This is a genomic window from Plantactinospora sp. WMMC1484 (assembly GCF_049315195.1).
Taxonomy (GTDB): domain Bacteria; phylum Actinomycetota; class Actinomycetes; order Mycobacteriales; family Micromonosporaceae; genus Plantactinospora.
Genome location: NZ_CP186055.1, coordinates 1,735,026 through 1,749,772 on the forward strand (window position 1 = coordinate 1,735,026; position 14,747 = coordinate 1,749,772).

General features: G+C 72.8%; 12 protein-coding genes and 3 pseudogenes. 7 read left to right on the forward strand and 8 right to left on the reverse strand.

The window, feature by feature from the left end:
- Positions 1–127 precede the first annotated feature (127 nt).
- Genes ACN28C_RS07600 through ACN28C_RS07610 form a run of 3 tightly spaced genes read right to left on the reverse strand, consistent with a single transcriptional unit; the run spans position 128 to position 1,744 of the window.
- On the reverse strand, positions 128–991 hold the full coding sequence (locus tag ACN28C_RS07600) for a hypothetical protein (protein WP_422772842.1): 864 nt from the start codon (positions 989–991) through the stop codon (positions 128–130).
- Positions 984–1,484 (reverse strand): SigE family RNA polymerase sigma factor, encoded by a 501-nt coding sequence (locus tag ACN28C_RS07605; protein ID WP_422772843.1) that lies wholly within the window; start codon positions 1,482–1,484, stop codon positions 984–986. The genes ACN28C_RS07600 and ACN28C_RS07605 overlap by 8 nt, the downstream gene beginning before the upstream one ends.
- 20 nt (positions 1,485–1,504) lie before the next feature.
- The gene (locus ACN28C_RS07610; RefSeq protein WP_422774567.1) at positions 1,505–1,744 is read right to left on the reverse strand and encodes an alpha/beta hydrolase; all 240 of its coding nucleotides are present in this window, start codon (positions 1,742–1,744) and stop codon (positions 1,505–1,507) included.
- A 134-nt stretch (positions 1,745–1,878) separates the two neighbouring features.
- Between ACN28C_RS07610 and ACN28C_RS07615 the strand changes: the two are divergent.
- Positions 1,879–2,412, forward strand: a pseudogene (locus tag ACN28C_RS07615) (flavin reductase family protein); the annotation flags it as partial.
- On the opposite strand, the gene ACN28C_RS07620 reads toward ACN28C_RS07615, so the two are convergent.
- On the reverse strand, positions 2,391–3,785 hold the full coding sequence (locus tag ACN28C_RS07620) for an MFS transporter (protein WP_422772844.1): 1,395 nt from the start codon (positions 3,783–3,785) through the stop codon (positions 2,391–2,393). The pseudogene ACN28C_RS07615 and the gene ACN28C_RS07620 sit on opposite strands and share 22 nt — an antisense overlap.
- A 151-nt stretch (positions 3,786–3,936) precedes the next feature.
- Here ACN28C_RS07620 and ACN28C_RS07625 point away from each other — a divergent pair, with 151 nt between their 5' ends.
- The gene (locus tag ACN28C_RS07625; protein ID WP_422772845.1) at positions 3,937–4,719 is read left to right on the forward strand and encodes an IclR family transcriptional regulator; all 783 of its coding nucleotides are present in this window, start codon (positions 3,937–3,939) and stop codon (positions 4,717–4,719) included.
- Positions 4,720–4,824: 105 nt separating this feature from the next.
- Here the strand turns inward: ACN28C_RS07625 and ACN28C_RS07630 are convergent.
- Together ACN28C_RS07630 and ACN28C_RS07635 are read right to left on the reverse strand one after the other, a co-directional pair.
- A pseudogene (locus tag ACN28C_RS07630) lies at positions 4,825–6,621 on the reverse strand (PhoX family protein); the annotation flags it as partial.
- A 68-nt stretch (positions 6,622–6,689) separates the two neighbouring features.
- Positions 6,690–6,957 (reverse strand): annotated as a pseudogene (locus tag ACN28C_RS07635) (phosphatase); the annotation flags it as partial.
- A 372-nt stretch (positions 6,958–7,329) separates the two neighbouring features.
- Between ACN28C_RS07635 and ACN28C_RS07640 the strand changes: the two are divergent.
- From ACN28C_RS07640 to ACN28C_RS07650, 3 genes are all read left to right on the forward strand, one after another.
- The gene (locus tag ACN28C_RS07640) at positions 7,330–7,845 is read left to right on the forward strand and encodes a sigma-70 family RNA polymerase sigma factor (RefSeq protein ID WP_422774568.1); all 516 of its coding nucleotides are present in this window, start codon (positions 7,330–7,332) and stop codon (positions 7,843–7,845) included.
- Entirely contained in the window at positions 7,842–8,537 is a 696-nt protein-coding gene (locus ACN28C_RS07645; RefSeq protein ID WP_422772846.1) for an anti-sigma factor family protein, read from the forward strand. The genes ACN28C_RS07640 and ACN28C_RS07645 overlap by 4 nt, the downstream gene beginning before the upstream one ends.
- Before the next feature lie 153 nt (positions 8,538–8,690).
- Positions 8,691–9,281, forward strand: a complete 591-nt coding sequence (locus ACN28C_RS07650; protein WP_422772847.1) for a hypothetical protein — start codon at positions 8,691–8,693, stop codon at positions 9,279–9,281.
- 258 nt (positions 9,282–9,539) lie between these two features.
- Here the strand turns inward: ACN28C_RS07650 and ACN28C_RS07655 are convergent, their stop codons facing one another.
- Positions 9,540–11,138: a glycosyltransferase family 2 protein gene (locus tag ACN28C_RS07655; protein ID WP_422772848.1), complete on the reverse strand. Its 1,599-nt coding sequence runs from the start codon at positions 11,136–11,138 to the stop codon at positions 9,540–9,542.
- A gap of 234 nt (positions 11,139–11,372) precedes the next feature.
- Between ACN28C_RS07655 and ACN28C_RS07660 the strand changes: the two genes are divergently transcribed.
- Positions 11,373–12,425 (forward strand): glycosyltransferase family 2 protein, encoded by a 1,053-nt coding sequence (locus ACN28C_RS07660; RefSeq protein WP_422772849.1) that lies wholly within the window; start codon positions 11,373–11,375, stop codon positions 12,423–12,425.
- On the forward strand, positions 12,422–13,612 hold the full coding sequence (locus tag ACN28C_RS07665) for a glycosyltransferase (RefSeq protein ID WP_422772850.1): 1,191 nt from the start codon (positions 12,422–12,424) through the stop codon (positions 13,610–13,612). The genes ACN28C_RS07660 and ACN28C_RS07665 overlap by 4 nt, the downstream gene beginning before the upstream one ends.
- Positions 13,613–13,781: 169 nt before the next feature.
- Here the strand turns inward: ACN28C_RS07665 and rarD are convergent, their stop codons facing one another.
- Positions 13,782–14,717: an EamA family transporter RarD gene (gene rarD / locus ACN28C_RS07670; RefSeq protein WP_422774569.1), complete on the reverse strand. Its 936-nt coding sequence runs from the start codon at positions 14,715–14,717 to the stop codon at positions 13,782–13,784.
- Positions 14,718–14,747: the final 30 nt, after the last annotated feature.

Sequence of the window (14,747 nt, forward strand, 5' to 3'; positions counted from 1 at the left end):
CAGTGTCGCCGCTTCGACTCCTACGGAGACTGGACCGGGATGCGCCGGCGGCGGACCGGCGTTGGTCCGCCGGCCCGCCGCGGCAGCTCCGCTCGGCCTGGACACTTCGGCACGGCCGGTTCGCGGGTCAGCAGGCGTCGGTGCCGGCACAGAGGCGTGTGGCGGCCCGTCCGGCGAGCCGGCGCACCTGTGCGCCGTCCGAGGTGACGTCGACCGCGATCTCGGTCACCAGGTCGCCCCGGCGGACGATGATCCAGCCGTGCGCGTCGTCAAGGACCACGAACATCGAGTCGTCGCCCGCGAAATCCTCGTCGGCGATCTCGAGCCCGGCCTCGGGGCAGCCCCGCACGCTGGCCCGGAGGCGCGATATGTACTCCGACGCGGCCGTCTGGCCATGCCGTTCCGTCCGCTGCTGCATCCCGAGCGGCGCGGAGCGGAAGTAGCGCTCCCGGTACGCCAGCGCCGGCCCGTTGGCAGACCAGTCGTCGCAGAGGAAGGAGAAGAAGTTCAGCTGCCAGTCGCCTTCGAACTCCGGAACGTAGACGCGGTACCCGGGGGGCAGGTCGGACACCTGGAGCATCACGGCACCCGGGACCCGCACCCCGCCCTCCGTGCCGCCGCCGGTGCGGTCGGCGTCCGAAGGCGTTCCCGACCCGCCGGACGGGGCCGTCGACGAATTCCTGCCAGCGGTGGTCGACGGTCCGGCGGACGGCGTACCGGAGGGCGGAGCGGCCGACGGTGACGGCGTGGCGGGTGATGTCGTGCTCGGTGGGGTCGCCACCACGTCCGACCGATCGGGCGGCGTAGCCGAACCGGCCAGCGCGGTCACCACACCGGCACTACCGGCGATCACCAGCGCGATCACCACCACCACCCCGGTCACGGCCTGCCGCCGGGCCCGCTTCCGGCCCCGCTCCCGCACCTGGTCGGCCGTTGCCCACCGCAGCCCCTCGGTGTCACGGTAGAGATTCTGGAAGAGGTGGTCAGGCATGGGTGCTCTCCTCGGTGAGTTCGGCCCCGACCAGGTGCGCCAGGGTCCGCCGGCCGCGGGCGAGACGGGCCTTGACGGTGTTGGCCGGCACCCCGAGTTGGGTGGCCACCGCCGCCACCGGCAGGTCGAGCAGGTGATGCAGCACGATCGCCTCGCGCTGCCCGGTGGGAAGCTGGCGCAGCGCCGTCACCAACGCCGTGGTGTTCTCCGAGGGTGGATCCACCGCCGGCTGTGGACCGTGCCGGCGGTATGCGGTGAGGCCGTTGCGCAGTTTCCGCCAGCGGTTGACCTGGATGCGGCGCGCCACGGTCCGGACCCATGCCTCCGGGTCGTCGTAACCGCTCACCTTCGACCAGCGCTGCCAGGCCCGCGCATACGCCTCCTGGGCGGCGTCCTGGGCGTCCGCCAGGTTGCCGTTGAGGGCATAGAGCATCGTCACAAGTCGATGCCGCGTGTTCTGGTAGAACTCCTCGAAGTCGCTGCCCTGCACCATCGCGCCTCCCGTCGGGATCCCTACCGGTAACACACCCGGGGCCAACCATCGGTTTCCCTCCCGCCCGTCCGGCTCGCCGGGTGTGGCACGGCTGCGCTTCGTGTCGCACCGTGTCCGATGTCGTCGGGTGACGGACCGGGGCAGCGGCGGTGCCGGTCGGGGAGCCGGCCCGTGGTGAGGAAGGTGGTGGCGATCTCCGCGGCGCACGGGCCGGAGCGGATGCCGTACACCCCGTGTCCTCCCGCGTCCTGGGTGACCATCGTGGCCCGCCCGCCCAGGGCGGCGCGTAGCCCGAGCGCGGAGTGCCAGCCGGTCGCCGGCCACGTCACGGGCGTACCGGTCGAGGTCGCGCGGCCACGCGACGTCGTCGCACAATGGTGCGGTGAACCGAGCCGAGCCGGGCGGGCAGATCCACCACACCGATCCGTTCGCCACACCGGAGCAGGAGCGCTCACCGGTGCGCCGGCTGCGCGGCCGATTGCCGGCGGGGGTGACGCTCTGGACGGCGTACGCACCGGCGGGTGACCCGGCCGGGCTGACGGTCTCCTCGACCCTGGTCGCCGAAGGTGATCCAGGTCGACTGCTCGGCCTGGTCGACGAGGAGGCGGAGTTCTGGGCGGCGGCCTCCGGAAGCGGGCGGTTCGCCGTCACGTTGCTCGGTCCCGCGCACCGCCAGCTCGCTGACCGGTTCGCCGGCCTCTTTCCGGCCCCGGGCGGCCTCTTCGCCGCCGGGGATTGGGAGTGGACGCCGTACGGGCCGGTGCCGGGCGGGACCGGGACCGGCGGTTGGGCCGGCTGCGTCTTGGACGGCGCCCGGGAGTACGGGTGGGCACTGCTGGTCGAGGCGACGGTCGAGACGGTCGAGCTGACCGATCCGGCCGCTCCGCTGCTGCACCATCGGGGGCGCTACCGCGAACTGGCGAACTGACCGCCGCAGCAGCCGCGCCACTCCGGGCGCTCGCCGGAGACCGCCGCGACGGCACCGTCGCCCGTTCCGGTGGCGCAGCCGCCCGTCCCGCTGCCCTGCTGCTGTCGCGGCGGCACCGTGCCGGGTCGGCGGGGTCGGGGTACCCGGGGCGTCCCCGCCGGCACCGCGGTGGCGCCGTCGCCGCTCCGGCGGCGCAGTGCGCGGAGCAGCATCCGCCGCCCCGCCAGCATCAGGCCGGCGGCGAGTAGCATCGTCACCGCCGCGACCAGCCACATTGCCGGGTACCCGAGATGGTGGGCGAGGGTGCCGAGGCCGAGCGGGCCGAGGCAGCCGCCCGCGTACACCCCGGTCTGGGTGATCGAGGTGGCGGCGGTCGGCGCCTGCGGATGCAGCCGGACCACCGCGAAGTTGAGCAGTCCCGGCCAGGCCCAGCCGAGCCCGAAGCCGAGCACCACGCCGGCCAGCAACGCCACCGGGCCGGCCAGGTGCAGCAGGCCCAGCCCGCCGGCACCGGCGACCAGCATCGCGGCGATGGCGTTGAGGTGGCCGCCGGAGCGGCGGTCCGCCAGCCAGCCGACCGTGATCCGGGCGACCAGGCAGACCGCGCCGCCGAGGGTCAGCAGCAGCCCGGCAAAGGCCGGGGAGAGCCCCCGGGCCGCCGCCGAGTCGACGAGAAAGGTGCCGAGGGCGTTCGCGGATCCGGCGGCCAGGGTCCCGGCGACGCCGAGGGCGGCCAGCGCCCCGGTCGCCCGTTCGCCGCGCCGCCGCGCCGGGTCCGCGTTCCTGGCCGAACCGGGAGGTACGGCGGGCAGGACGGCCAGCGCCAGCCCGGCGGCGGCGACGAACGCCCAGCGCCAGCCGACGGTCAGCGCCACCGCCGGCACGGCAACCCCGGCCAGCAGGGTGCCGGCCGGGATGGCGGCCTGCTTGATCCCGAAGGAGAGGCCCTGCCGGCCGGGCGGCACCCGGTGTGCCAGCGTGGCGTTGCTGGCGAGCTGGCCGAGCGGGTTGGCAACGGCGACCACGGCCAGCAGGCCGAGCAGCACCGGATAGGAGCGGGCCAGGGCGGCGATCGCCAGCATGGTGCCGGCGACCAGCAGCAGGCTGGCCCGGGCGACGGCGGTCGGACCGTACCGCTCGACGAGCGCCCCGGTCGGGATCGAGGCGACCGCGCTGACGCCGAAGTAGACGGAGACCGCGAGGCCCAGCCCGGCGGGGGAGAAGGCAAGCTCGGCGCCGAGCTGCACGGCGAGCCCGCCGACGAGGAAGACCGGCAGCACACCGGCGACCGTGATCATGGTGGCGGCGAGGATGGTACGGGTCGGCCGGGCGGAGGTTACGGCCAGCGGCGTGTTCTCGGTTACATCGGCCATTTGGGACGAGTCTACGCGAGCCGCCCGTATGAACCGATCGTGTCGATGGGTGTACACACGGTCGCCGTAGATCTGGCATCCTCAATCCGATCGGGCATTTCGCTGGCGCCCGGTTTTTCATATTCTGTAAGCCCCGGCGGCGGAGGTGGTTGTGCGCGACCCCTTGGCGGAACCTTCGGACCTGATCCGCAGCGTGTCGCGTGCCCTGCGCGTGCTCGAAGCGGTCGGACGGGCACCGAGGGGCCTGACCGTGAAACAGATTGCCCGGCGTTGCGAGTTGACTGTGGCCACCACTTACCACCTGGTGCGCACGCTCGCCTACGAGGGTTACGTGATCAGGCGCGAAGACGGCACCTACATCGTGGGGCTGGAGGTGGCGGACCGCTACCGCGAACTGGTCACCGCGTTCCGCGGGCCGCCCGCGGTGGGTGAGTCGCTGCGCCGGGCCGCCACGGACACCGGGTACAGCCACTACCTCGGCCGGTTCGTCGGTGCGCAGGTGGCGATCACGGCAGTGGCCGAGGGACCCCGGTCGCCGTACCTGGAGGACCTGGTGCCCGGCTTCGACGAGGGCGCCCACGCCACCGCGCTGGGCAAGGCGCTGCTGGCCACCCTCACCCCCGAACAGCGCTTCCGCTACCTGCGCGAGTACGGCATGCGCCCGTTCACCTCGGCAACCCTGGTCGCCGCCGACGCGTTCGAGGCGGACCTGACCGCTGGCGACCGGCGCGGGATGCACCTGGAGCTGGGTCAGTTCCGGCACGGGGTGGCGTGTGCGGCCGTACTGGTCACGCCGGACAAGGACATGGAGCGGCGGACGGTGCTCGCCTGCGCACTGCCGGCGGCCGAGATGATGACCTCGGCACGGGTGGTCCGGGCCAAACTGCTGGCGGCGGCCCGCGCCATCGCCGACGGCCTCGCCACCGAGACCTGACCGGAAAGCGGCGTGGTCTCCTGCCAGCCGTTGCGGCGCTGGCAGGAGACCACTGAGCAGGCGGTGCTCGGACCGGCGCGGGTCACCCGCCGGTCGGGCAGTGGATCAGGCGCCGATCTCGTCGCCGTCGAGGCGCCAGGTGACCACCACGCCCGGCTTGGCGAAGTCGCCGTCCGGCCAGTTGGACGCCGGGTTCTCCAGCGAGGCGCCGCTGATCTCACCCGGGTGCTGGACGGCGACGAAGACGGACCGGTTGTCCGTGCTGATGAACGGCCCGCAGGTCTCGGCGCCCACCGGCACGGTCAGGAACTGCTTCAGGTGACCCCGCTCGGGTCCCTCGATGGCGGTGGCGAAGAGCCCGTCGTTGCTGCCCAGTGCGTTGCCGTCGGTGGAGATCCAGAGGTTGCCGGAACCGTCGAAGGCGACGTTGTCCGGGCAGGAGATCGGCGACACCTTCGTCTTGTCGTAGCCGGCGAAGAACGTCGACGGGTCGGTCGGGTCGCCGCAGACGATCGGTACCGACCAGCCGAAGGTCTCCGAGGTGTTGTCAGCCCGGTCCTCGACCAGCTCCAGCACGTGCCCGTGCTTGTTGTTGGTCCGCGGGTTCGCCTCGTCGGCGGGCGGGTTGGTCCCGACGCCCCGGTTGGTGTTGTTGGTCAGCGCCACGTAGACCTTGCCGGTGAGCAGGCTCGGCTCCACATCCTCCGGCCGGTCCATCTTGGTGGCACCCACCGCGTCACCGGCGAGCCGGGTGAAGGTGAGCACGTCGGCCGCGGTCATCCCCGGGACGTACGACGTGTTGCCCCGGACCAGCTTGATCCACTTGCCCCGGCCGTTGAACGCACCGTCCGTGGGAAGCTTGCCCGAGCCGTCGATCTCGCTGGCGCTGGTGTAGTCGAGCTTCGCCACGTACAGGGTGCCGGACTCCAGCAGCGTCAGGTTGTGCTCCCGGGCGACCCAGGAGTTGCCCTTCTTGAACTTCTTGTCCGAGACGAACTTGTAGAGGTAGTCGAAGCGCTCGTCGTCGCCCATGTAGGCCACGACCCGGCCGTCCTTGGCCACGATGACGTTCGCGCCCTCGTGCTTGAACCGGCCCAGCGCGGTGTGCTTGCGCGGCTTCGACTCCGGGTCGAGCGGGTCGACCTCGACGACCCAGCCGAACCGGTGCGCCTCGTGGGGGTGCTTGGCCAGGTCGAACCGCTCGTCGGCACGCTCCCACTTGCGGCTGTCCGAGGGGTAGCGGGCGGTGGTGCTGATGCCGTAGCGGGCGAGCTTCGGCTTCAGCGTCTCCGGCACGCCGTCGCCGCCGACGAAGTACTGGTTGAAGTTCTCCTCGCCGGAGAGCACGGTGCCCCACGGGGTGACGCCGCCGGCGCAGTTGTTCAGGGTGCCGATCGCGGTCCGGCCCTTCGGGTCCGCCGCGGTCTTCAGCCAGGCCGAGCCGACGGCCGGGCCGGTGAACTCGAACTTCGTCTGGTGCGCGGTGATCCGGCGGTTGTACTTCAGCTTGCCCTTGCGGACCGGCTTCCACTCGCCGGTCTCGCCGACCCGCTCCAGCTCCACCACGGAGAGCCCGTGCGCGGCCATCGCCACGCGGATCTGCTCCACGCTCATCGCGTCGAAGGTGGTGAAGTTCGGGAACATCAGGTTCTCGTTGGTGTACTCGTGGTTCACCACCAGCAGCGCCCGCTCGCCCTTGCGGTCCAGCGGGATGACGCCGACGAAGTCGTTGTTGTAGCCGAACTGCTGCGACTGCCGGGCCGCGGTCTGCTTGTGCACGTCCAGTTCGGGCGCGCCGGGCAGCACCGGGTCGCCCCAGCGGATCACCACGGAGTGGTCGTACCCGTTCGGCACCACCAGGGTGTCGAGCTTGTTCGGCGGGATCGGCTTGAAGGTGAGCCCGTTGCGGGCCGGCGCACGCCGGGTCGGCACGAAGCTGTCCACGTCCGGCAGCGCCGGGCCGCCGGCGCCGGCCGGTGCGGCCATCGCCGGGGAGCCGGCGAGCGCACCGGCCGCCGCGCCGCCGAAGCCGAGCACCAGCGCGCCGACCGCTCCGGCCCGGACGACGCCGCGCCGGGTCACCTCGGCGCTGACGACGTCGCCGAAGTACGGGTTGTCGGACTCGTTGGGCACCGGGTGGGCGCAGGCGTTGCCGCAGCGGTATATGCAGGTCATGGCGTCCCGCCCGCCGTGGCCCGCCGGGCCGAGCAGGGGGAGCAGCCGGGGTCGCTCGGTCATGGAGATGGAGCCTCCTCGGAAATATCGGATGCCCGCCCGGCGCCAGAATCCGGCGCAGCCGGGCGCATGCCTGCCGGACGCTAGGAGCGCGCCGTGAGCGGCGACCAGCGGTCCGATGAACCGGGGATGAACACCTGCAGGAAGCGGTCGGTTCCGGATGTCCGGCACCCGGGCGGCCGAGGCGGGGATGCCCGGTCCGCCGACGGGGGCGGCCGGTAGGCCGATGGCGCGACCACCCCGAGTTGAACCGTCCGGCCACCGCCTACGTGCCACCGGGCAGGCAGCGCGGTGCATCGAGCCAGGCAGCGCGGCGCACAGGCGCCGGTATCCGGGCATAGTGGTGAGCGCGGGCGGACAGGAGGCGAGGAGAGCATCGGCGACCAGGACGCTGAACTACTGCGCGCCATGCACGACGAGCACGGGGACGCGCTGCTCGCGCACGCCCTGCGGCTGACCGGCGGCGACCGGCAGCGGGCCGAGGACCTGGTACAGGAGACGTTGTTGCGGGCGTGGCGGCACCCGGACGCACTCGACCCGCACCGGGGGCCGGTGCGACCCTGGCTCTTCACCATCGCCCGCAACCTCGCCATCGACGCCTGGCGGCGACGCAGCAGCCGGGTCGGCGAGGTGATCACCGACGAGCTGCCGGAACCACCACAGGTGGTCGACGAGGCGGATCGGGCGGTCGAGGCGTGGACGGTCGCGGAGGCGCTCAACCGGCTCTCGCCATCGCACCGCGAGGTGCTGGTCGAGTGCTTCTACGAGGGCCGGTCGGTCGCGGAGGCGGCCGCCCGGCTGGGCGTACCGCCCGGGACGGTGAAGTCGCGGACGCACTACGCGCTGCGGTCGCTGCGGCTGGTCCTGGCGGAGATGGGGGTGACAGGGTGACGAATTGCGAGTACGCCCACGACGATGGCGCGTACGTGCTGGGTGCTCTGTCTCCCGCCGAGCGGGCCGCGTACGAGCGGCACCTGGCCGGCTGTCCGGCCTGCCGGGAGGCGGTCGCCGAGATCGCCGTCCTGCCGGGGCTGCTGGGCCGGCTCGACCCGGCCGGGCTGGAGCGGATCTCGACATCCCCGAGCAGTGCCGAGCGGCTGCCGAAGCTGCTCGACGAGGCGCGGGCCAGCCGTCGCCGGGAGAGACGGCAGTCCAGGCTCCGCTCCGGCGGGCTGGCGTTGGTCGCTGCCGCCCTGGCCGCCGTGCTTGGATTCGGGGTGGCGGTGCCGGTGGTGGGTGGAGAGTCCGGCGGCACCGACGTCGAGGTCCGGATGGTCGCGATGCAACCGGTCCGGGGCAGCGTGCCGGTCAGCGCCGAGATCGGCTTCGACGGTACGCGGTGGGGCACGGTGGTCACCATGCGCTGCCAGTACGCCAAGACCAGGGACTACACGAAGGCGTACACGTTCCGGCTGGTGGCGCACGGGCCGAACGGCCAGACGGAGCAGGTGGGCTCCTGGCTCGCCGCCCCCGGCGACGACGCGACCTTCACCGGGGTCACCCGGTTCACCCGCTCCGAGCTGATCCGGCTGGAACTCCTCCGGTACGACAACACCCCGCTGCTCGCCTACGACGTGCCGTAACCGGGGCGCCTGGCGTTTGGTTTCGGCCTGGCGTTGGTCCCGGCTCGGGTCGGGACCTTGGGCCCGGGCAGGGGGGTGCTCGGACCCGGGTGCAGCGCGGCGGTGCGGAGCACAGTGAGGGATGTCAGGACAACGGTGACCCCGGAGGACACGATGACCACCCGCCATTCCATCCGCCCGGTGACAACGCCGCTGGAGCGGGCCGACGCACCCGGCGCGATGTTGACCAAGACCGGCGCCAAGGCTCTGGCCGTGCTGCGGATCTCGACCGGCTTCGTGTTCCTCTGGGCCTTCCTGGACAAGACGTTCGGCCTCGGCTACTCGACGCCGGGCGCCAGGGCCTGGATCAACGGCGGCTCACCGACCGAGGGATTCCTCTCGCACGTCTCGGTGGGCCCGTTCGAGTCGGTCGCGCACAGCATCGCCGGCACCTGGTGGGCCGACTGGCTCTTCATGCTCGGCATGCTCGGCGTCGGTGTCGCGCTGATCGCCGGTGTCGGCCTGCGGGTCGCCGCCGCCTCGGGTGCGCTGATCATGGTGCTGATGTGGTTCGCGGAGTTCCCGCTCGCGCGGCAGACCAGCGCCGGTGAGCCGACCGGCTCCACCAACCCGTTCATGGACTACCACCTCATCTACGCCGCGGTGCTGATCGTGCTGGCCGCGACGTACGCCGGCCACACCTGGGGACTGGGTCGAGTGTGGGCGCGGCTGCCCTTCGTGCAGCGGCACCGCTGGATGATCTGACCAGCCATCCCGGGGTCGCCCAGCGGCGGCCCACGGCTCCCCGGCCGTCTCGCGGACCGTACCCCCCACGGTCCGCGAGACTGTTCCATCCCATGATTCCGCGAGACCGTTCCAGCCCATGATCCTGTAGCGGTTGACCGGTTCCGACGAGCCGGACGCTACCGGATCATCTGTCGCCGGGCCGGCGGCTTCGGCTGCCGAGGCCGGACGTTGGTCGGGGACGGGCGGGGAGGGACGGGAGACCCGGGGGGAGGACGGTCAGCGGCGGCGGAGCTTCTGGCGGAGCCGGGCGGTGACCCGGCCGGGGGTGATCGGCACGACGGAGATCATCAGCCGACCCGACTCGTCCCGGACCGGGGTGAGCAGGTAGAGCCGGGCGCCACGGCGGCGGAGCAGCGGCACCGCCCCGGTAAGGTGAGGTGCCCGCAGCGGCGCCGCGCCGGCCGCCCCGGTCGCGTTCCTCGCGCCGGTCGCGCGGTCCGGGTCGAAGGGGCCGATCTGGGCCGAGACGGCCCGGCGCCGGCCGGTGACGCCGGTGCCGGCGAGCAGGTCGGCGGCGCGGAACCTGATCCGCAGTACGCTGCCGGTCGCCCCCCGGGCGGTGACCAGGGTCTCGGCCGGGATCTCCTCGGCGCTCACCGCCAGCGGGTCGGCGCCGTGCGCCGCCAGGTCGTCGATCGGCGTGAACGCGGTGACGGTCAGCACCCGGTCACCCCGCTCGTCGTCCTCCCAGACCAGGCCGGTGGCGTCGAGCTTGGCCGGCCACTCCGGCACCGACGTGACGTCGAAACAGCTGTCCGGCACGCCGCGCGCCGGGTCCCGGAACCCGGGGTACGCCGCGTACCGCCGGCCGCCCTCGGCCACCGTCGCCGGCACACCCACCTCGGCGTCCTGGCGGATCACCGCGAGCAGGTCGTCGAGGCTGCCGTCCCGGGCCAGCGCGAACCTGATCCGGGTCTCGGCACCCAACTGGGCGGCGATCTCGTCGGTGAGGTGTTCCGCGACCAGCGCGCCGACGCCGTCGTGCACCGCCTGCTGGGTCTGCCGGTCGAGCCGGAGCAGGTCGTCCTCGACGAGCTTGGCGACCTCGTGGTCGAAGCGGCGCACCAGCACCGCGTCGCGGCGCTTGCCCGGCTCGATCAGCTCGGCGACGAACCGCACGTTCGCCTCGACCGTACGCAGCCGCTCCAGGTGCCGGCTCAGATAGGTGATGTTGGTGGCGCTGTGCCGGCGTACGGCGTAGTAGAACTCGTAGTCGGCCAGCACCGAGATGCGTCGCGCCCGGTAGCAGGCCTCCAGGGTGAACGGCAGGTCGCTGGCGATCCGCAGCTCCTCGCGGTAACGGATGCCGTGCCGGTCGAGCAGTTCCCTGCGGAAGAGCTTGGTGTTGGCGAGCGAGCGCGGCAGGGGCGAGTCGAAGAGGTCGACGTCGACGGCGTTGCGGGCGAAGATGTCCTGGTAGATGTGCCGGCTGTTCAGCCCGACCACCTTGCCGAGCACCACGTCCGAATCCCACTCGTCGGCGGCGGTGACCAGCCGCTCCAGCGCCTCCGTGCCGAGGTGGTCGTCGGCGCCGAGGAAGAAGACGTACCGGCCGGTGGCGGCGTCCAGGCCCCGGTTGAAGGGTCGGGCCGGACCGCCCGAGTTCGCCTGGTGGATGACGGTGAAGAGGCCCGGGTGTCGGGCCGCGTAGCGGTCCAGTTCCGCGCCGCTGCGGTCGGTCGAGCCGTCGTCGACCGCGACGACCTGCATCCGGTGCGCCCCGATGCTCTGCTCGACCAGCGAGTCCAGGCACCGGGTCAGGTAGGGCATGGTGTTGTAGACCGGCACCACCACGCTGACGTCCGGCGCGTTCATCGGGTGTCGCCCTCCATTTGCCCTGCGTTCACCTGCCCGATTCCCCGAATCAACTAATTGACGTCCCGGGCTGCCGACCGAATCGACGGCGAGTGTACGTCACCCCGCAGACCGCTGCCGACTCGCCAAAGTACGGCTATTCGCCGCCCCGAATTAACCTTCGGTTCTCCGTCGGGCCAATAGTCTTGCCAACCGGCATTTCCCGAGATTCCCTCGACGAGTTAGCGGGCCCTCATGTCCTCCACCGCACCTGACGTCAGCGTCGTGATCCCCACCCGGGGCCGACCCGATCTGGTGACCCGGGCGGTCCGCAGCGTACTGGCGCAGACCGCGACCGATCTCGAGGTGATCGTCGTGGTCGACGGGCCGGACGAGCAGACCGGGGAGGCCCTGGCGGCGATCGGCGACGACCGGCTCCGGGTCGTGGAGCTGCCCGAGTCCGGTGGGGCGCCGAACGCCCGCAACGTCGGCGTCCAGGCGGCGCGGGCACCGTGGACCGCCCTGCTCGACGACGACGACGAGTGGCTGCCGGAGAAGCTCGCCGTGCAGCGCGAACTGGCCCGCAACGCCCGGGCGCCGATGCCGATCGTGGCCTGTCGGCTGCTGAACCGGACGCCCCGGGCCGAGTTCGTGATGCCGCGCCGGCTGCCGGCCGCCGGCGAGCCGCTGACCGAGTACCTCACGCTGCGGCGCGGGCTCTTCCACGGCGACGGCTTCATCCAGACCTCGACGATCCTGGCCCCGACCGAGCTGCTGCGCCGGGTCCCGTTCACCGTCGGGCTGCGCCGGCTCCAGGAGCTCGACTGGACCTTCCGGGCGCTCGACCACGCCGACGTGGACCTCGTCTACGCCGCCGAGCCGCTGGTGATCTGGCACCAGGACGAGGACCGCCCCCGGATCACCTTCGACACTGTCTGGGAGGAGCAGCTCGCCTGGCTCCAGCGCAGCCGGCCGCTGCTCACCCGCCGGGCGTACGCCGCGGTGACGATGAGCGTGATCAGTTCGATGGCGGCGCCGACCCGCAGTGCGGCGGCGTTCCGCACCCTGCTGCGCGAGGCGCGCCGGCACGGGCAACCGGGGATCTTCGACTACCTGGCGTTCGCGCAGATCTGGCTGATCCCGCCGCAGGTGCGGCGTACCCTCCGGGACGGGATCCTGAAGCGGCTCCGCGGCCGGCGGTCCGCCGCCCCGGCGCCCCGGTCCGCCGCCGACCCCGACTCGGCGCGCCCGCTCACACCGGCCGGCCGGACCCCCGGCGAACCCGGTCATGGTGAGATCGGCAGGTGAGCACCCCACCCTCGCCCGGCACCGCCGGCGCCGCACCCACCGTGGTGATCTTTCGCAGCGGCCTGCTCGCCGGATCGGAGACCTTCATCCGTAACCAGGGCACCGCGCTGCCCCGCTGGCGGCCGAGGTTCCTCGGCGCCACCCGGATCGACTCGCCGCTGGCCGCCGAGACCGACGTGATCGCCTATCCGGACGGCCGGCGGGACCGGCGGGCCTTCCTGCGGCTGCGGCTGACCGGCGAGTCGCCGAGGCTGCGCCGGCTGCTGGCCGGACTGCGGCCGGCGGTGGTGCACGCGCACTTCGGCAACGACGCCTGGTTGATCAGTCGCACGGCAGCCCGGCTCGGGGTGCCGCTGGTGGTGACCGTGCACGGCTACGACGTGACGCGGCAGCCGCACGCCCCGGGCCTGCACGGCATCCGCTACCGGCGCAACCTGCGCCAGGCGTTCGACCGGGCGGCGCTGATCCTGGCGGTCTCCGGGTACATCCGGGACCGGGCGATCGAGGCCGGGGCGGATCCGGCGAAGGTCCGGGTCCACCACACCGGAGTGCCGATCCCGGAGACCGTGCCGCAGGTGCCGAAGCGCTGGGACGCCGTCTTCGTGGGCCGCTTCGTGGAGAAGAAGGGAGTCGACGACCTCGTCGAGGCGCTCGGTACGCTCCGCGACCGGCGGCCCCGGGTGTTGCTGATCGGCTCCGGGCCGCTGGAGTGGCCGATCCGGCAGCGGGCCGCCGCGCTCGGGCTGGACGCGACGTTCCTGGGCGCCCAGGAGCCGTCGGCGGTCGCCCGGCACCTGGCGGAGTCGAAGGTCTTCGTCTCGCCGTCGAAGACCGCGTCGGACGGGGACGCCGAAGGGCTGCCGACGACGATCCTGGAGGCGGCCAGCCTCGCGCTGCCGACCGTCTCGACTTACCACAGCGGGATTCCCGAGGCGGTGCTGCCGGGCGAGACGGGCCTGCTCGGCGCCGAGGGCGACCGGGTGGCGCTCGCCGGCAACCTCCGGCAACTGCTCGCCGACGACGAGCTGCGGACCCGGCTGGGTCGGCAGGCCCGGCGGCACGTGGCCGAGTACTTCGACCTGCACCGGCAGACCCGGCTGCTCGAAGAGCTCTACGAGTCGGTGGCTGCCGGCCGCACCGGCGACCTGCCCGCCCGGACCGGCCCGGCGCCGCACGGCCCGGCCTGAGCGGGGGCAGTGCCGCGCGACCGGGCTTGAGCGGGGGCAGTGCCGCGCGACCGGGCTTGAGCGGGGGCAGTGCCGCGCGACCGGGCTTGAGCAGGGTGGTGCCGCGCGACCTGGCCGGGCCGGCGCGGCTCCGCGTGAGCCGGTCCGACCGGCCGGCCGGGTCCGGGGCTCAGCGGACGGCGGTCGCGGCCGCCGGCTCGGGGGTGGCGGCGAGGAGGGCGGCAGCGCGGGAGCGCCGGACGTTGCGGATCCCGTCCACCGTGAAGACCACCAGCGCCAGCCAGACCAGCGCGAAGCCGGCCAGCCGGGCCGGCGGCATCGGCTCGTGGAAGACGAGTACGCCGAAGCCGAGCTGGAGGATCGGGGCGAGGTACTGCAACATGCCCAGGGCGGTCAGCGGGAGCCGGTTGGCCGCACCCGCGAACATCAGCAGCGGGGTGGCGGTGGCCGCCCCGGCCAGCATCAGCAGCACGGTGTGCCCCACCGACACCTGGCCGAAGGTCGACTCCGCATGCCAGGTGAGCCAGCCGAGATAGCCGAGCGCCGGCAGGGCGAGCGCAGCCGACTCGACGAACATCCCCCCGGCGGCGGGCAGTCCGAGACGCTTCTTGACCAGGCTGTACCCGCCGAAGCTCGCCGCCAGGGTGAGCGCGATGTACGGCAGCCGCCCGTAGTCGACGGTCAGCACTCCCACCGCTAACCCGCCGATCCCGAGCGCCACCCACTGGCCCACGCGCAGCCGCTCCCGCAGCACGGCGACCCCGAGCAGGACGACGAAGAGCGGGTTGATGAAGTAGCCCAGCGCCGTCTCGACGACCCGCTCCGAGTTGACGCCGTAGATGTAGGTGCCCCAGTTGACGGCGATCAGCGCGGCGGCGATCCCCGTCCCGGCGAGCTTGCCTGGACGGCGTCGCAGCTCCCCCAGGAAACGCCAGTTGCGCAGCACCGCGAGCAGCAGCGCGACGAAGAGCACCGACCAGATCACCCGGTGCGCCAGGATCTCGATCGGCCCGGCCGGTCTCAGCAGCCGGAGATAGAGCGGAAAGAACCCCCAGAGGGTGTAGGCGGCGATTCCGTAGAGATATCCGCGCCGCACCTGGTTCATCACGCCCCCGCTTCCGCCCCGACCCCCGTC